Annotated in this window: 15 protein-coding genes and 1 pseudogene; 11 read left to right on the forward strand and 5 right to left on the reverse strand. The window is 74.2% G+C overall.

Annotated features, from left to right (window positions below; all coding sequences use genetic code 11):
• The 3 genes and pseudogenes from groEL to ACFPL3_RS39755 all read left to right on the forward strand — a co-directional run.
• A pseudogene (gene groEL / locus ACFPL3_RS39745) lies at window positions 1-183 on the forward strand (chaperonin GroEL); the annotation flags it as partial.
• 164 nt (window positions 184-347) lie between these two features.
• Window positions 348-728, forward strand: coding sequence for a YciI family protein (locus ACFPL3_RS39750; RefSeq protein WP_343946942.1), 381 nt, complete (start codon window positions 348-350; stop codon window positions 726-728).
• Window positions 725-1,978, forward strand: coding sequence for an RNA polymerase sigma factor (locus ACFPL3_RS39755; RefSeq protein ID WP_343946943.1), 1,254 nt, complete (start codon window positions 725-727; stop codon window positions 1,976-1,978). The genes ACFPL3_RS39750 and ACFPL3_RS39755 overlap by 4 nt, the downstream gene beginning before the upstream one ends.
• On the opposite strand, the gene ACFPL3_RS39760 is transcribed toward ACFPL3_RS39755, so the two are convergent.
• Complete coding sequence (locus tag ACFPL3_RS39760) at window positions 1,963-2,928, reverse strand: helix-turn-helix transcriptional regulator (RefSeq protein ID WP_343946944.1); 966 nt, start codon at window positions 2,926-2,928, stop codon at window positions 1,963-1,965. The genes ACFPL3_RS39755 and ACFPL3_RS39760 overlap by 16 nt on opposite strands.
• Before the next feature lie 62 nt (window positions 2,929-2,990).
• Between ACFPL3_RS39760 and ACFPL3_RS39765 the strand changes: the two genes are divergently transcribed.
• From ACFPL3_RS39765 to ACFPL3_RS39785, 5 genes are all read left to right on the forward strand, one after another.
• Window positions 2,991-3,581: a TIGR03086 family metal-binding protein gene (locus tag ACFPL3_RS39765; RefSeq protein WP_343946945.1), complete on the forward strand. Its 591-nt coding sequence runs from the start codon at window positions 2,991-2,993 to the stop codon at window positions 3,579-3,581.
• Between the two features lie 925 nt (window positions 3,582-4,506).
• A complete protein-coding gene (locus ACFPL3_RS39770; RefSeq protein WP_343946946.1) occupies window positions 4,507-5,613 on the forward strand; it encodes a Gfo/Idh/MocA family protein in 1,107 nt (368 codons plus the stop codon).
• Window positions 5,610-6,512, forward strand: a complete 903-nt coding sequence (locus ACFPL3_RS39775) for a DUF6807 domain-containing protein (RefSeq protein ID WP_343946947.1) — start codon at window positions 5,610-5,612, stop codon at window positions 6,510-6,512. The genes ACFPL3_RS39770 and ACFPL3_RS39775 overlap by 4 nt, the downstream gene beginning before the upstream one ends.
• Complete coding sequence (locus ACFPL3_RS39780) at window positions 6,509-7,264, forward strand: cupin domain-containing protein (RefSeq protein WP_343946948.1); 756 nt, start codon at window positions 6,509-6,511, stop codon at window positions 7,262-7,264. Before ACFPL3_RS39775 ends, ACFPL3_RS39780 begins: the two co-directional genes overlap by 4 nt.
• A gap of 150 nt (window positions 7,265-7,414) precedes the next feature.
• Window positions 7,415-8,473 (forward strand): LacI family DNA-binding transcriptional regulator, encoded by a 1,059-nt coding sequence (locus tag ACFPL3_RS39785; protein WP_343946949.1) that lies wholly within the window; start codon window positions 7,415-7,417, stop codon window positions 8,471-8,473.
• Here the strand turns inward: ACFPL3_RS39785 and ACFPL3_RS39790 are convergent.
• Entirely contained in the window at window positions 8,449-9,231 is a 783-nt protein-coding gene (locus ACFPL3_RS39790) for an AraC family transcriptional regulator (RefSeq protein WP_343946950.1), read from the reverse strand. The genes ACFPL3_RS39785 and ACFPL3_RS39790 overlap by 25 nt on opposite strands.
• 49 nt (window positions 9,232-9,280) lie before the next feature.
• On the opposite strand from ACFPL3_RS39790, the gene ACFPL3_RS39795 reads away from it, so the two are divergent.
• Window positions 9,281-9,688, forward strand: coding sequence for a DUF2000 family protein (locus ACFPL3_RS39795; protein WP_343946951.1), 408 nt, complete (start codon window positions 9,281-9,283; stop codon window positions 9,686-9,688).
• A 14-nt stretch (window positions 9,689-9,702) separates the two neighbouring features.
• Here ACFPL3_RS39795 and ACFPL3_RS39800 read toward each other — a convergent pair whose 3' ends face one another.
• The 3 genes from ACFPL3_RS39800 to ACFPL3_RS39810 form a co-directional block, all read right to left on the reverse strand.
• Window positions 9,703-10,008: a PspC domain-containing protein gene (locus ACFPL3_RS39800; protein WP_343946952.1), complete on the reverse strand. Its 306-nt coding sequence runs from the start codon at window positions 10,006-10,008 to the stop codon at window positions 9,703-9,705.
• 91 nt (window positions 10,009-10,099) lie between these two features.
• Window positions 10,100-10,369 carry a hypothetical protein gene (locus tag ACFPL3_RS39805; RefSeq protein WP_379590802.1) on the reverse strand — a complete coding sequence of 90 codons (270 nt, stop codon included), beginning with the start codon at window positions 10,367-10,369 and terminating at the stop codon, window positions 10,100-10,102.
• Window positions 10,370-10,403: 34 nt separating this feature from the next.
• The gene (locus tag ACFPL3_RS39810) at window positions 10,404-12,065 is read right to left on the reverse strand and encodes a DNA repair helicase XPB (RefSeq protein ID WP_343946953.1); all 1,662 of its coding nucleotides are present in this window, start codon (window positions 12,063-12,065) and stop codon (window positions 10,404-10,406) included.
• A gap of 443 nt (window positions 12,066-12,508) precedes the next feature.
• Between ACFPL3_RS39810 and ACFPL3_RS39815 the strand changes: the two genes are divergently transcribed.
• The gene (locus ACFPL3_RS39815) at window positions 12,509-16,507 is read left to right on the forward strand and encodes a nitrate- and nitrite sensing domain-containing protein (protein WP_379590804.1); all 3,999 of its coding nucleotides are present in this window, start codon (window positions 12,509-12,511) and stop codon (window positions 16,505-16,507) included.
• Window positions 16,504-16,926 carry a roadblock/LC7 domain-containing protein gene (locus ACFPL3_RS39820; RefSeq protein WP_142052004.1) on the forward strand — a complete coding sequence of 141 codons (423 nt, stop codon included), beginning with the start codon at window positions 16,504-16,506 and terminating at the stop codon, window positions 16,924-16,926. The genes ACFPL3_RS39815 and ACFPL3_RS39820 overlap by 4 nt, the downstream gene beginning before the upstream one ends.
• Window positions 16,927-16,955: the final 29 nt, after the last annotated feature.

Below are 16,955 nucleotides of genomic sequence, written 5' to 3' on the forward strand. Positions count from 1 at the left end.
TACAAGGACCTGGTCAAGGCCGGCATCATCGACCCGGCCAAGGTCACCCGGTCGGCGCTGCAGAACGCGGCCTCGATCGCGGCGCTGTTCCTGACCACCGAGGCGGTCATCGCCGACAAGCCGGAGAAGACCCCGGCCCCGGCTGCCGACCCGTCCGGCGGCATGGGCGGCATGGACTTCTGAGTCCTGCCACCAGCAGTACCGCACGTCCCGCAGGGGCGGCGCCCGATCCGGGTGCCGCCCCTGCGGCGTTTCCGGACCTGTGGTGGCCGTCACACGACGAGGATGTCGAGCGGGAGGCCGGCGGCTCCGTACTGCTTCTCGAACACCACGTCGAGGGAGGACCCGTGAAGTTCCTGCTGATCATCCAGATGAACCCGGCGACCTGGGAGTCGTTGTCCGAGGAGGAGCGCACCGAGATCGCCGAGGGCCAGACGGGCTTCATGGAGGCGATCACCGCGACGGGGGAGCTGGTGGGCACCCAGGCGCTCGCCGACCCGTCGCAGAGCACGGTGGTGCGGGGCCGGCCGGGAGCGTTCACGGTGACCGACGGGCCCTTCCTCGAGGCCAAGGAGTACATGGGCGGCTTCTACCTGGTCGACTGCGAGAACGTGGAGCGCGCCCACGAGCTGGCGGCGATGATCCCGGGCACCGACCGGATCCCGGTGGAGGTCCGTCCGGTGGTCTACCTGGCGGGCTACGGGCTCGGGGAGCCGGCGGGGGCGTGAGCGGCGAGCGGGCTGTCGAGGACCTGCTGCGCCGGAGCGCGCCGCAGGTCCTCGGCGCTCTGGTGCGCCGGCACGGCCGGTTCGACCTGTGCGAGGACGCGGTGCAGGAGGCGCTGCTGGCCGCGGCGACCGCCTGGCCGGAGAACGGGATCCCGGACGAGCCGGTGGCCTGGCTGGTGACCGTGGCCGGCCGCCGGTTGACCGACCAGTGGCGCAGCGAGAGCGCGCGGCGCAGGCGCGAGGAGGCGGTGGCGGCCCAGGAGCCGCCGGAGGACCGGCACGCGCCCGGTGCGGACGTCGAGATGATGGCCGGTGCTCCCGGCTCGGTGGACGACACGCTCGACCTGCTGCTGCTGTGCGCCCATCCCGCGCTGTCCGAACCGAGCCGGATCGCGCTGACGCTCCGCGCGGTCGGCGGGCTGACCACCGCGGAGATCGCGCGGGCCTTCCTGGTGCCCGAGCCGGCGATGGCCCAGCGCATCAGCAGGGCGAAGGCGACGGTCAGGGCCGCGGGCGGGTCGTTCCCGCTCCCCGGCGAGGACCGCGACGAGCGCCTCGCCGTGGCGCTGCACGTCCTCTACGTGATCTTCAACGAGGGGTACACGGCCGGCGCGGGCCGCCACCTCACCCGGGTCGACCTCACCACGGAGGCCCTCCGGCTGGTGCGCAGGCTGCACGAGCTCCACCCCGGCGACGGGGAGATCGCCGGGCTGCTCGCGTTGATGCAGCTCATCGAGGCGCGGCGGGAGGCGCGGATCGGCGCCGACGGCAGGTTCGTGCCGCTGGCCGATCAGGACCGGCGGCGCTGGGACCGTCGCGCCATCGCCGAGGCCACGCAGCTGCTCGAACGCACCATGGCCACCGCCCCGCTCGGGCCTTACCAGCTCCAGGCTGCGATCGCCGCCCTGCACGCCGAGGCCGCGACCGACGCCGACACCGACTGGCGCCAGATCGTGGTGCTGTACGGGATGCTGGAACGGCGTTCCGACAACCCGGTGGTCACGCTCAACAAGGCGGTGGCCGTCGGGATGGCCCACGGCCCGCGCGCCGGCCTCGAGGTGCTCGACTCCGTGGCAGGCGACCCCCGGCTGCGCCGTAGCCACCGGCCCGACGCCGTGCGCGCCCACCTGCTCGAGCGGCTCGGCGACCACGCGGGCGCCCGCGAGCACTTCCGGCGGGCCGCTCGCGCCGCCCTCAACCTGCCCGAGAAGCGCTACCTCGAGGAGCGGGCAGCTCACACCGGGTCGTAGCGCCGCGCGGTGGCGGCAGCCCGCTCGGCCAGTGCCGCGCGCAGCGGCGGCGGGTCGAGCGCCTCCGCGTCCGGGCCGAGCGCCCAGATCATCGACACCGCGAGGTCGACGTCGGCGAAGTCGAGCTCCAGCCGCAGCCACCCGTCGCCGTCGGGGCGCTCGGCGCGCACCCCGCTCGCCCGCTGCACCAGCATCGCCCGGGCCGGCTCCCGCACCCGCACGACGGCCGTGACGCCGGAGAAGCCGGCCATGAACCGGGTGCGGCGCTCCTCCCACAGCTGCTCCAGGTCGACGCCGTCGGGGCGGTCGGCCGGTTCGGCCAGCTCCTCTACCTCCTGCATCCGCGCCACGCGGTAGGTGCGGTCGGCGCCGTCGCGGCGGGCGAGCAGGTAGTGCCACCCGCGGGCGCACACCAGGCCGATCGGGTCGACGGTGCGCCACCGCGGCTCCTCGCCCGCGGCTGCGTAGCGGATCCGCAGCTTCCGCCCCGCGAACACGGCGCGCCGCACCGCCGCGAGGGTGGTGGCATCCTCGTCCGTCGGTACCTGCCGGCGGATCATCCCCTCCCGGCGCACGAGGATGCGGCCTGCTGCGCTGGTGGCGGTGTCGCGCTGCTGCTGCGGGAGGGCCGCGACGACCTTGCGCATCGCCGAGGCGAGGGCGGGCGCGGTGCCGGGACCGGGGGACGGCGAGCGGGACCCGGCGATGAGCAGGGCCACCGCCTCGTCGGACGTCAGGCCGGTGAGGTCGGTGCTGTAGCCGGGCAGGAGCGCGTAGCCGCCGTGGCGACCGCGGTCGGCGTAGACCGGCACGCCCGCGGTGGAGAGCGCCTCGACGTCGCGCTGGACGGTGCGCGGGGACACTTCGAGCTCGCGGGCCAGCTGCGCGGCCGACAGCCGTCCGCGGTGCTGGAGCAGCAGCACGAGGGAGAGGAGGCGGTCGGCGCGCATGGTTGGAGAATGCCAGAGATATACGACAGTGGGTGACGTGATTAGGCGGCAGGCTTCTCGCCATGACGACCACCGAGATCACCGACCCCCGCATCGGTTACGACAGCGCCCTCTCGTGGGCGCTCGCCCTGGTGCGCGGCGTCCGGCCCGAGCAGCTCGACCTGCCCACCCCCTGCGCCGAGCTCGACGTGCGCGCCCTGCTCGCCCACCTCGTCGCCACGGGCCACCGGGCCGCCGCGGTGGGGCGTGGGGAGGACCCCTCGTCCGTGCCGTGGAGCGCACCGCAGGCACCCGGTGACGACTGGGGGAGCGCCTACGTGACCGCGATCGACGCCGCCCGCGCGGCCTGGCGGGGGAGCACCGACAAGCTGGACCGGACCGTCCGTGCCCCGTTCGGTGAGGTGCCCGGCCGGGCCGCCCTGACGGCGTACACGTCCGAGACGCTCGTGCACGGCTGGGACCTCGCCGTGGCGACCGGGCAGCCCGAGGAGGCCGACCCCGCCGTGGTGGCGCCGATACTCGCGGCGATGGAGCGGTTCCTGCCCGCGGAGCCGCGCGGCGGCCCCGTCCCGTTCGCGGCCCCGGTGCCGCCGCGGGCCGAGGCCGGTCCGACGGAGCGCCTCGCCCACTGGTGCGGCCGGTCCCGCATCTGAGACCGGTTGCCGCGGGCCCTGCCCTTGGCGCGCGGCACCACGTGTCTCCCCGGGAAGCGGCGGCTCGGAGCGCCGAATGGGCGTCGTCACGCCCATGATCACGGAGGCGGCGCATTCCCGGGTCGAAAACCCCCGAAAATGCGCCCAGGCCGTGATCATGCCCGCGACACCGGCTTACGGTGGCATCGAGCGCCATGCCGGGCAAGCCCAGGCCTACACGCGTTTGCGCCGAGGCCGTGATCATGCCCTCTTCGCGCGGCCTCCTGGTGGCGCCGCGCATCGTGCGGGGCCGCCTATCGCAGGTCAAGAGCGCTTTCGGCGTCGCTTCGCGATCGCTTCGCGACCCTGGACCTGCGAGCCTCTGCGGCCCCTACGGGCAGGCTTCGCGGGCAGGCCAGGGGCCTGCCCGACTTGGCGGGCGGCGCCACCAGGAGGCTGGTCCCCCTATAGGCGGGGCGAAGCCGGAGGTTTCCCGGCGATCAAGGGCAAATGGTCGCTCTTGGAGATCATCTAGCGACCATTTCCCCTTGATCGACGACCCCGGAGGGCAAACCTGGCCCATGATCAGAGATTTGGTGCATTCCCGGGTCGATTTCGCCCGCGAATGCGCCAAAACCCTGATCATGGCCGCGAGACCGGCCGCAGGTGGCGCCGCGCGCCCCACCCGGGCAGGCCCTGGCCTGCCCGCGAGGCGGCCCCGCACGATGCGCGGCACCACCGGAGGCCCCGCCAACCCGAGGAGACGATGACGGTCCGCCTCTCCCTTGACTCACTCCGCGGCCGCGATGGATGGTGGAAACCGGTTACCACGAATCGGAAAGCGCATGCCGAGTCCTCTGTGACCGTGTCGCCCACGGCCGCGATGGCCGTGACGTACATGCTCGTCGCAGGCCATCCGCCGGCGGCACCGCTGAGAAGGAGTCCCATGCCAGACGGCACGAACCGGCACCGCGTCGCGATCGTGGGCGCGGGCGGCATCGCAGGCCACCGCCACGTGCCCGCCATCCGCGCCCAGGGCGGCCGGGTCGAGGTCGTCTCGGTCGTCGACGTCGACGGTGACCGCGCCGCGGCGTTCGCCGCCGAGCACGGCGTCGCGCACCACCACACCGACGTCGGCGCGATGCTGGCCGCCGACCGGCCGGATCTGGTGATCGTCTGCACGCCGCCGGTGGCGCACCGCGAGGGGGTGCGGGCCTGCCTGGAGGCGGGGGCCTGGGTGTGGTGCGAGAAGCCGCCCGTGCTCTCGCTCGCCGAGTACGACGAGCTCGCCGCGCTGGAGCGCGACGGCGGACCTTATGTCGGGTACGTGTTCCAGCACCGCTTCGGGTCGGCGGCCATGACGCTGCGCCGCCAGATCGCCGACGGCACGCTCGGGCGCCCGCTCGTCGGGGTCTGCCACACGCTCTGGTACCGCGACCACGCGTACTTCGAGGTGCCGTGGCGCGGCAAGTGGGACACCGAGGGCGGCGGGCCGACGATGGGGCACGGCATCCACCAGATGGATCTGGTGCTCTCGCTGCTCGGTGACTGGGAGGAGGTCCGCGCCATGATGGGCACGCTCGACCGCCGGGTCGAGACAGAGGACGTCTCGCTCGCGGCCGTGCGGTTCGCGTCGGGGGCGCTCGTGTCCGTGGTCAACAGCGTGCTGTCCCCGCGGGAGGAGAGTTACATCCGGTTCGACTTCACCGACGCCACGGTGGAGGTCTCGCACCTCTACGGCTACGGCAACGCCGACTGGCGCTGGACGCCGCGCGCGGGCGTCACCGGCTCGGGCTGGCTGCCCACCGACGACGTCGACAGCTCGCACACCGCCCAGCTCACGCACTACCTCGACGCCATGGACCGGCGCGAGCGCCCGCCGGCCAGCGGCGCCGACGGGCGCCGCAGCATGGAGCTGATCACCGGGCTCTACCAGTCGGCGGTCACCGGCCGCCCGGTGCTGCGCGACGAGCTCGTGCCCGGCAACCCCTTCTACGACCGGCTCTCCGGTGCACCCGAGATCGTGCCCGAGACTGCGGAGGCCGCCCGATGACCCTGACCGTCACCCACGAGCACGGGCTGCGGATCGGCGTGGCCGTCGGCGCCGTCGAGATCGCCTCCTACGTGTACGGGGAGGACATCCCCGCGTTCGAGTCGTCGAAGCCCTACCTGCACCCGATGCGGACGCTGTCCGGGGCGCTCGTGTCCGCCTACCGGCCGCACGACCACCGCTGGCACAAGGGCCTGCAGATGACGTGGTCGCACGTGTCGGGCCAGAACTTCTGGGGCGGTAACACCTACACCCACGGGCAGGGCTACGTCCCGAAGGACAACGTCGGCGCGATGCGGCACGACGCGTTCGACCTGATCGACCTGACCGGCGACGAGCTCACGATCGGCGAGCGGCTCACCTGGGTGGCCTCCACCGGGCAGGAGTGGGTGTCCGAGCACCGCAGGCAGCGCTTCCACGGCGTCGACGCCGCGCGCGGTACGTGGGTGCTCGATTTCACCACCGAGCTGACCAACATCCGCGGCGAGGCACTGGAGCTCGGCAGTCCCACCACGCACGGCCGGGACAACGCCGGCTACACCGGGTTTTTCTGGCGCGGCCCGCGCGGCTTCACCGGCGGTGAGATCATCACGGCCGACGGTGGCGGTGGCCCGGGCACGATGGGCACGTCCACATCGCCGTTCCTGGCCTACACCGGCCGGAACGACGAGGTCGACGGCGGTGCCACGGTGCTCGTGTTCGCCGGCTCCACCAGCCGCGGCAAGATCACATGGTTCGTGCGCAACGACCCGTTCCCGGCGATCAACCCCTCCCCCGCGTTCCACGAGGAGATCACGCTCGCCCCCGGCGACTCGCTCGCGCTGGAGCACCGGGTGGTGGTCGCCGACCGCATCTGGACCCGGGGGGAGACCGAGGCGTTCGCCGCGGAACACGGGCTGTGACCGGTGTGCCCGAGCTCCCGGGCGCGGTCGGCCTCACGTCGCTGCGCGTCTACGACTGGGAGGCCGCCGACGGGCTCTGCGGCGGATCGCCGCACGTGCACCTGTGCTGCACCGAGGGCTACGTGGTGGTCGGCGGGGCGGGGCACGTGCAGACGCTGCGCGCCGGCGGGTTCGCCGAGATCCCGCTGCGGCCCGGTGACGTCGTCTGGTTCACGCCCGGCACTATCCACCGCGCCGTCAACGGCGGCGACCTGCACGTCGTGGCGCTCATGCAGAACAGCGGGCTGCCCGAGGCGGGCGACGCCGTGCTGACGTTCCCGCCCGAGCAACTCGCCGACCCGGACACCTACCGGCGTGCGGTGTCCCTCGCCGGCCCGGACGGGCCCTCGCCGGAGCGGGCGAGGGCGCGCCGCGACCTCGCGGTCGAGGGGTTCTTCCGGCTGCGCGAGCGCACCGAGGCGGGCGACGGCGCCGCGCTCGAGCAGTTCTTCGCCGCGGCGGCCGCTCTCGTGCGGCCGCAGCTGGCGAGCTGGCGGGAGCGCTGGGAACAGGGGGCCGCCGCGGTGAGCAGGCGCACCGGCGCGCAGATCGACGCGCTCGCGGCCGGGGACCACAGCCACCTCCGGGACGCCGCCGTGGCGCGGCTGGAGGAGCCGCCGGCGGACACGCTGGGCATGTGTGGGCGGTTGTCGCCGTACGCCCCCGATGCCCTGTGCCGGCAAGGTGGCTTTGCCGGCCCAATACGCCAGTAAGGCCACCTTGCCGGCATACGGACGGGCGGCAGCGGGGCGCGCCCAAGCAGAGGAATGCGCATTCCTGCAGGGCTTCGGCGGGGTAGGCTCCTGCGGCACCAGCGTGGCATCCGGCGGTCCCACCTCCGGTCCGAGGGAGGGAGGTCCGAGATGAGTGAGCGGGTCAGCAGCGCGTCCGTCACCCTGCTCGACGTGGCCAAGGCCGCGGGCGTGTCCCTGGCCACCGCGTCGAGGGCGCTCAACGGCAGCACGCGGCGGGTGCGTCCCGACCTGCAGGAGCGCGTGCTCGCCGCGGCCGAGGCGCTGCACTACTCGGCCAACGCGCAGGCTCAGGCCATGGCCCGCGGGCGCACCAACATCGTGGGGCTGGTGCTCAGCGACGTGGCCGACCCGTACTTCTCCTCGATCGCGGCGGGAGCGATCCGCGCCGCCGAGGAGGAGCAGCTCGTGGTCACGATGGCCTGCACGTTCGGGCGCGAGGAGCGGGAGCTCGAGTACCTCGCCGCGCTGCGGGGCCAGCGCGCGCGGGCGGTGATCATCGTCGGGAGCCGGGTGCAGGACCGCGGCCTCATCGACCGGCTGGGTGCCGAGGTGCGCGCGTTCGAGCAGGCAGGCGGGCGGGTCGCGTTCGTCAGCCAGCGCAAGATCCCCGCTGACACGGTGGTGGTGGAGAACCGGGGCGGGGCCCGCGCCCTCGCCGACGCGCTCTGCGGGCTCGGCCACCGCCGGTTCGCCGTGCTCGCCGGCCGGTCCGACCTGCTCACGGCACGCGACCGCAGCGCGGGGTTCCGCGAGGGCGTGCTCCGGGCCGCGGGGAGCGTCGACCCCGACGACGTCGTCTACGGCGGGTTCACCCGCGACGGCGGCTACGCGGCCATGAACGAGCTGCTCGACCGCGGCACCGACGCCACCTGCGTGTTCGCCGTCAACGACGTCATGGCGGTGGGCGCGATGGCCGCGCTGCGCGACCGCGGCGTCCCGCTGCCATCGGGCATGGCGGTGGCCGGCTTCGACGACATCGCCACCCTGCGCGACGTCACGCCCGCCCTCACCACCGTGCGGCTGCCGCTGGAGGAGCTCGGCGCGGGCGCGCTGGCGATGGTCGTGCAGGAGCCGGCCGAGCAGCCGCGGGTCCGCCGGGTGCGCGGGGAGGTCGTGCTGCGGGAGAGCACCCCGCCGCTCGTTCAGCGGGAGCCGGCCCGGGCGTAACGACCCGGGGTGATCCCCACCAGCCGCGTGAAGTGGCGGTGCAGGTGCGCCTGGTCGTGGAACCCGACGGCCGCGGCCACCTGCGCGGGCGGCTCGCCCGCCAGCAGGCGCCTGCGCGCCGCCTCCACCCGCCTGCCCGTGAGGTAGCGGTGCGGCGGCAGCCCGTACGTGCCGGTGAAGGAGCGCACGAGGTGGGCCGGGTGGGCGTGCAGCTGCGCGGCCGCCTCCCGCAGGGCGAGCCCGTCCACCAAGCGGGCGTCGAGCAGGTCGCGCAGGTCGGCGGCGAGGCGGTCCGGCGCGGGCGGCGGCGCGGGCCCGCGCAGGTGCTGCCGGATCCGGTCGCCGATGAGGGCCAGGCGGCTCTCGGCCTCCAGGCCGCTGCCCGGGGCCTCGAGCACGCGGTGCAGCTGGTGCACCCGCGTGCGCAGCAGCGGGTCCCCGAGCGCGGGCCCGTCGACGGCCCGGCCGACGAGCGCGGTGTCGAGCACCTCGGCGTCGAGGTAGAGCACGCGCTTGCGGAAGCCGTGCGGGGTGGCGGAGCGCCCGGTGTGCGAGACGTGCGGCGGCAGCAGCGTGACGCCGGGACGCAGCGCCCCGTGCTCGTGCCGGTCGAGGTCGTAGGTGATCGCGCCCTCGTCGACGACGAGCAGCGTCCAGGTGTCGTGGGTGTGCTCGGGGTACGCGTGGTCGGTGAACCACGCGTGGAAGACCTCGGTGATGCCGGGCACCCGCGGCGCCCACGCCCGCACGGCAGGCACGTGAAGAACGTACAAGACCCGGGGCGGGCGCGGCGGGCACGCTCGGCAGGTGCGTTTCGACACCAAGATCGCTGTGTTGCTGCGCGACGACCTGCAGGTCTGGCAGCGCGTGAACGTCACCGCTTTCCTCGCCAGCGGGATCGCGGCCAACCCGGAGTTGCTCGGCGAGCCCTACGCCGATGCGGACGGCACCCCGTACCTGCCGATGTTCCGCCAGCCCGTGCTGGTGCTCGTCGGTGACTCCGACGTGCTCGCCGCGGCCCACGAGCGGGCCGTGCGCCGCGGGCTCCCGACCGCCGTGTTCACGGAGGAGCTGTTCACCACGGGTCACGACGAGGCCAACCGGGCCGCCGTGCGCGCGGTGGCCCGCGACGACCTCAAGCTGGTGGGCATGGCCGTGCACGGGCCCCGCAACGCCGTGGACAAGGTGCTCAAGGGCGCCGTGCTGCACCCCTGACGGGGCAGGCCCGGTCACGGCTCGTCGGTCACCGGGGCGAGCGCCCAGATCGCGGCGTAGACGATGATGCCCGTGCCGACGCCGAGCACGGTGAGGGTCACGAGGCCGATGCGGACCGCGTTGGCGTCCACGCCGAGGCTCTCGGCGAGCCCGCCGCAGACCCCGCCGAGCATGCGGTCGGTGCGGCTGCGCCGCAGCCGGAACTTCGGCCGGGCCGCGGGCTCGGGGGCCGGCCCGGCCGAGGGCGGCACGTCGGACGGCACGATCACCTCGGCCGCGTCCTTCGTGAGGCGGGTGGTCTGCTCGGTGGTCGAGTTCATGACGTCGAGCCTGCCGCCCGCACGGGGGCGTCGCCTCCGGGTCCAGCCCTGGCCCGTCCCGGATCCGGCCCCTGATCCCGGCAGGCCCGGCTCAGGGCCTGCGGCCCCGGCCCGGGTCGGGGCCGCGGTGGACCGGATCCGCGGGCCCGCGCCGTGTTGCGGGTGGCGGTTCGGGGCTGGGGGGCACCTGGCGGTCGCGTTCCCGGATCAACCTGCCGACGAGCACGCCGACGCCGGCGGCGACGGCCAGCCACGCCGCCGCCACCACGATGACCCAGCCGAGTGTGCCGATGACCGCTCCCTCGTCGCGGGGCGATTTCCAGTGTCCTATCCGGCGCTGGCCGCTGCACAGTGAGGACACCGGGACGGGGGACCTGGATACAGCGAACGCCCGTTCAGCTCACGTCGGGTACAGAGGGTCCCAGCAGGTCGTCGGCATCGACGATCCGATAGGCGTAACCCTGCTCCGCGAGGAATCGCTGGCGGTGCGCCGCGTAATCGGTGTCCAGCGTGTCGCGCGAGACCACCGAGTAGAAATGCGCCTGCCTGCCGTCGCCCTTCGGGCGCAGCAGCCTGCCCAGCCGCTGCGCTTCCTCCTGCCGCGACCCGAATGTGCCCGACACCTGGACGGCGACGCTCGCCTCGGGGAGGTCGATGGAGAAGTTGGCCACCTTGCTCACCACCAGCACCGGCAGCTCGCCGCGGCGGAACGCGTCGAACAGGGCCTCCCGCTCGCGGTTCTTCGTGGATCCCTGGATCACCGGGGCGTCGAGGGTCTCCCCCAGCTCCTCCAGCTGTTCCAGGTAGGCGCCGATGACGAGCGCGGGCTCGCCCGGGTGGCGCGCGAGCACGCCCTTCACCACGGCGAGCTTGGTGTGGGCGGTGGAGGCCACCCGGTAGCGCTCCTCTGGCTCGGCGACGGCGTAGCCCATCCGCTCGTTGTCGGTGAGCGTGACCCGCACCTCCGTGCACTCGGCCGGGGCGATCCAGCCCTGCTGCTCGATGTCGCGCCACGGCGCGTCGTAGCGCTTCGGCCCGATGAGGGAGAAGACGTCGCCCTCGCGGCCGTCCTCGCGCACGAGCGTGGCGGTGAGGCCGAGGCGCCGCCGCGACTGCAGGTCGGCCGTCATCCGGAACACCGGCGCCGGGAGCAGGTGCACCTCGTCGTAGATGATCAGGCCCCAGTCGCGGGAGTCGAACAGGTCGAGGTGCTTGTACTCGCCCTTGCTCTTGCGCGTCATCACCTGGTACGTCGCGATCGTGACCGGCCGGATCTCCTTGCGCTCGCCGGAGTACTCGCCGATCTCGTCCTCGGTGAGGCTGGTGCGCGCCACCAGCTCGCGCTTCCACTGCCTGCCCGCCACGGTGTTGGTGACCAGGATCAGCGTGGTGGCCTGGGCCTGGGCCATCGCGGCCGCGCCCACGAGCGTCTTGCCCGCCCCGCAGGGCAGCACCACCACGCCGGAGCCGCCCGCCCAGAAGCCCTCGACGGCCTCGCGCTGGTAGCCGCGCAGCTGCCAGCCGTCCTCCGCCAGCGCGATCGGGTGCGCCTCGCCGTCGACGTACCCCGCGAGGTCCTCGGCCGGCCAGCCGATCTTGAGCAGGGCTTGCTTGAGGTGGCCGCGTTCGGACGGGTGCACGGCGACCGTGTCGTCGTCGACGCGGGTGCCCAGCAGCGGGGCGATCTTCTTCTGCCGGAGCACTTCCTCCAGCACGGCGCGGTCCAGCGCCACCATCACCAGACCGTGGACGGGCGAGTTGGTGAGCTGCAGGCGCCCGTACCGGCCCATGGTGTCGACGACGTCGACGAGCAGCGGCTGCGGCACGGCGTAGCGCGAGTAGCGGACCAGCGCGTCGACCACCTGCTCGGCGTCGTGGCCCGCGGCGCGCGCGTTCCACAGCGCGAGCGGGGTGACCCGGTAGGTGTGCACGTGTTCGGGCGCGCGTTCGAGCTCGGCGAACGGCGCGATCGCGGCGCGGGCGGCCGGGGCGTCGGCGTGATCGACCTCGAGCAACAGCGTCTTGTCGGATTGGACGATGAGCGGCCCGTCGGTCATGGGCAGTTGTACTCCTTGCGGGGGAATGGCCCTGTGCGGGACGCTACACAGCGTGAATAGCAGGTCCATTCGGGGGAACGATTCGGCATTGGCCGACCTCGACGGATCGGGGCCCTCTGAGCTCGGGCTATACTTCCGGCGCTCTGTCCGAGAGCGCACGTGCGCCACCGCGATCGTACCGGGTCCGGGAGGTCAACGCCCTTCCCCAGAGGGCGCGTGTCGGAACGGAGCGCGCACGATGCGGGCCGGAACACCCGACCGACCCGCCCCCGACCGAAGGCGCGACGGATCCACCCGATGCTCTTGCTGCCCGGGCATCACGCCCGAACCCGGCCACCCACCGACCAGGGGCCGCAGCTCGTCCTGCCCGCACTCGCGAATCGTTGCGCGTGCGTGCCAGAGTTCGGCAGATCGTCGCCGGCAATCCTCAGGGGGACGTTGACGTGACCAGCACCGAGACCAGGCAATCCTGGTCCGAGCGGCTGAACCCGCGTAACTGGACGCTGACCGTCAAGCTGGTGGTGGTCGGGATAGTGCCCGCCCTGCTCGCTCTGGCGCTCGGTGTCCTGCGCGTCTCCGACCAGGCGGGGGCGGCGGCCGAGCTCGGGCAGAGCACCCAGCTGCTCGAGGTCCAGGAGCGCGTGGCGGCCACCGCCGACGTGCTGCGTCAGGAACGCGACGAGGCCTCGCTCTTCGTGGCGGGCGGCCGCACCGGCGACACGGGTGTGCTCGAGATCGGCTTCAACCAGAGCGAGGCCGAGGTCGAGGAGATGCTCGCCGCGGTCCGGGGGGCCGACGGGCTGGAGCCCACCACCGTCTCCGCGGTCGGGCAGGCGGAAGGGCAGATCGGCCAGCTGCAGACCCTGCGCGCCGACGTCACCGACAACCCCAGCATCGGCGCCGCGCAGATCCAGAGCCGCTACACCGAGGCGATCGGCGCCCTCGACGTCCTCGACCGCGCGCTGCTGCGCCAGCTGCGCACCCCGGAGGTCTCGGCGCTCACCGACGCGCTCACCGCGGCCACCAGCGCCGCGGAGCAGCTCGCCGTGCAGCACACGCTGATCGGCTCGGCCATCCGCGCGGGCGCCTTCGAGCCGGGTGACGTCAACGCGGTGCTGGCCACCGACAACCGGCTCCGGTCGGAGTTCGGCGAGTACCAGGTGTCGCTCACCCCGCAGGAGCTCATCCGCTTCGGCAACTTCCTCGACGACGCCGCCAACGACCAGCGCGAGCGGCTCAAGGCCGCCATCCTCGCCACCCCGCCGGGGCAGCCGATCTCCATCGCGTCCTCGGAGTGGGACACCGCGTACAACGGCTCGCACGCCTCCGTCGAGCGGTCGGCCGACATGCTGCGCAACGAGCTCGTGCGCATCAGCCAGGCCCGCGAGGAGCAGGCCAGCAACCTGGCCGGCGTCAACGCCGTGGTCCTGATGCTGGGTCTGCTGGCCGGCATCGCCGTCGCGGTGCTCCTCGCCCGCGCCCTGATCCGGTCGCTGCGGGTGCTGCGCGCATCCGCCCTCGACGTCGCCGACCGGCGGCTCCCGGAGGCGGTCGAGCGCATGCGCGCCGGGCAGACCCCGGACGTCGCCGTCGATCCGGTGCCCCTCGTCGGGCGCGACGAGGTCGGCCAGGTGGCGCGCGCGTTCGACGCGGTGCACGGGCAGGCGGTCCGCCTGGCGGCCGAGCAGGCCTCCCTGCAGGCGGGCGTCAGCGCGATGTTCGTCAACCTGTCGCGCCGCAGCCAGGCGCTCGTCGAACGCCAGCTGCAGCTGATCGAGCAGCTGGAGAGCAACGAGCAGGACGCCGACCAGCTGGCCAACCTGTTCCAGCTCGACCACCTCGCCACCCGTATGCGGCGCAACAGCGAGAACCTGCTGGTCCTCGCGGGCACCGACCTGGCCAAGCGCAACCTCGCGCCGGTGCCGATGGTCGACGTGCTGCGGGCCGCGGTGTCGGAGGTCGAGTCCTACCAGCGCATCGTCGTGCAGACGCCGCCCACGGCCACGGTCGCGGGTCGCGCGGCCTCCGACGTCGTCCACCTGCTCGCCGAGCTGCTGGACAACGCCACCAACTTCTCGCCGCCCGACTCCCAGGTGGTCATGAGCACGGCTCGCACCAGCGACGGGTCGATCGTGGTGGAGATCGCCGACCGCGGCGTGGGCATGGCCGAGCACGAGCTGGCCGACGCCAACCAGCGCCTGTCCGGTCCCTCCTCGGTGGACGTGTCGGCGTCGCGGCGCATGGGTCTGTTCGTGGTCGGTCGACTGGCGGCCCGCCACGGCATCGGTGTCCGCCTGAGCACCTCGAGCGGCGGTCAGGGCTCCGGCCTCACCGCCTCGGTCACGGTGCCCGCGCACCTCATCCCGTCGATCGAGCCGGTCGAGGTCAGCCGCACCGCCGGCCTCCCGCTCGTCACCGGCGCAGGTGGCGGTCGCCCCGGGGTGCCGCCGCAGCGCGGCGTCAACGGCACCGCGCGCAGCGGCGGCCTCTCCGCGCTGATCGCGGGCACCGACGGCACCGCCAACCCCACCGGTGTGTTCGACGCCCCGGTGGGCGACGGGCAGCTGTTCACGCCGCCGCCCGGTGCGGGTGCCGGCGGCGGTCAGCCGCCCGCGCTGCCGAGCAGGCGCCCTGGCTCCTCGCTGCGCCCCGGCAGCCCGCCCGGGCCGCCCGAGGCCGGTGACCTCTTCGAGCAGAGTGGCGGCAGCTCCGACTCCGCCGACGAGGAGGCCCGCGAGGTCGCCGCGCAGGCCCGGCGCGACCAGGAGGCCGCGGCCCGCGCCGCCGCCGCGCGCGCCGAGGAGGCGGCCAAGCAGGCCGAGGAGCAGTCCGAGCAGCCGGGCACCGAGAAGCGCAACGGGCACGCCGTCGGTCTCGCCGGTGGCGCCGGAGCGCAGGAGGACGCCGAGCGGTCGACCACACGCGACGAGCGGTCGGCGCCGTCGGGGCAGAACGGGCACGTCGTCCCGTTGTCCCCCGCCGGCCTACCGCGCCGCACGCGTGGCCGTCCGAGCGTGCCCCCGCAGCCGCCCACGGAGCAGACACCCGTCCAGCAGCCGGCCCCGGAGCCGGAGCAGGAGCAGGCGGCGCAGTCCCGCCCCGCCCCCACGCCCCGGCCGGAGCAGGAGCAGCGGCCCGCGGCGGAGTGGTCCGCCCCGGAGAAGAAGGACACGGGCAAGCCGGACGAGGCCGAGCAGCCCGCCGCCCAGGAGCAGCAGCCGGCAACCGAGGAGCGCGACGACGCGGCCACGGCCGTGTCCCCGCCCACGATGCCGATGCCCGCCGTGCGGCGTGCCTCCGCTCCGGCCCAGCCTCAGCAGCCCGAGCCTCGGAAGCCCGAGTCCCGGCAGGCCGAGTCCCGGCAGGCCGAGTCCCGGCAGGCCGAGTCCCGGCCCGCGGAGGCCTCGGAGGAGGCGCAGCAGGAGGCAGCGTCTCAGCAGGCGGGACCCCAGCAGTCGGCCCAGCAGTCGGCGCCCCGGCAGTCGGCGCGACAGCAGTCCGCGCAGCAGCAGTCCGCGCCCCAGCAGCCGGCCGCCGAGCAGCCGCCTGCGCAGGCGTCGGCACCACCGCAGGCTCCGCGGCAGCCGGCTCCGCAGCAGCAGCCGGCTCCGCGGCCCACCCCGAGGCCCACGCCGCGTCCCGCCCCGGCGGCCGAGGCGGCACCGGCCCGCGAGCAGGCGCCTGCCGTGCCCGCCGCGCAGCCGGAACAGCAGGCCTCCGACGCCGACACGCTGTTCGCCCCGAACGTGCCGGTCATCTCGGAGCCCACCGGCCGCGGCCTCGGCGGCCGCCCGGCAGGCTCCGGGTTCGACCTCGGTGAGACCACGCCGATCTTCGAGGAGATCGCGTCGGCGTGGTTCCGCTCGAACCGGCCGATCCCGGTCGACTGGCAGAAGGAGCAGCAGAACGGCACGGCCCAGCCGGAGACGGGGAAGACCACCCCGCCGCCCGCGCCGGCGCCGCAGGCGCGGCCCACCCCGCGGCCGCCCACGCCGTCGCCGCGGCCCACCCCGGCCTCGGCGTCGCCGCCCACCACAGAGGTCCCGGTCACCCCGCCGCTCGAGCCGGCCCAGCCGCAACCCCAGCCCCGGCCGCAGGCGCAGCCGCAGGAGGCACCGGCCGAGCAGGAGTTCGCGAGCATGGCCGACGAGGGCTGGCGGGCGGCCAGCGGCGTGGTCGAGCAGCGTCCGGACGAGCTCACGGCGGCCGGGCTGCCGAAGCGGCGGCCGCGTGCGCGGCTGGTGCCCGGCAGTGCAGGATCGTCGGTACTGGCACCGCCCGCAGGCTCCACGCGCAGCGCGGAGAGCATCCGTGGGAGGCTCGCGAGCTACCAGCAAGGCGTTCGGCAGGGCCGTGAGAGCAGAATGCGCGGCACACAGCAGCACAACGGTGGTACGGGTCCCGCCATCGCGGGTGGTAATCACGACGAGGAGTCCTCATGACGGCGCCACAGGTCCAGCCGAGCCGGTTCGGATGGCTGGTCACGAACTTCGCGGAGCGAGTGCCCGGCGTGGCCCACGCCATCGTCGTGTCCGCAGACGGTCTGCTGCTCACGGCATCGGACCGGCTGCCGCGCGACCGCGCCGACCAGCTCGCCGCCGTGGCGTCCGGGCTGGTCAGCCTCACGCAGGGCGCCGCGCGCTGCTTCGACGCCGGCGGCGTGGTGCAGACGGTCGTCGAGATGGACCGCGGCATCGTGCTCCTGATGTCGATAAGCGACGGTTCCTGCCTCGCTGTGCTGGCGTCACCGAGCTGTGACATCGGCCTGATCGGATACGAGATGACGCTGCTGGTCGACCGGGTCGGTCAGCTGCTCACGCCCGAGCTGCGCGCCGAGCTGCAAGGTACGTTCGGCCGCTGAGCGGCCACCGCGGCCCACCAGGCACCGCA

The organism is Pseudonocardia zijingensis, from assembly GCF_042657305.1.
Taxonomy (GTDB): Bacteria; Actinomycetota; Actinomycetes; order Mycobacteriales; family Pseudonocardiaceae; genus Pseudonocardia; species Pseudonocardia zijingensis.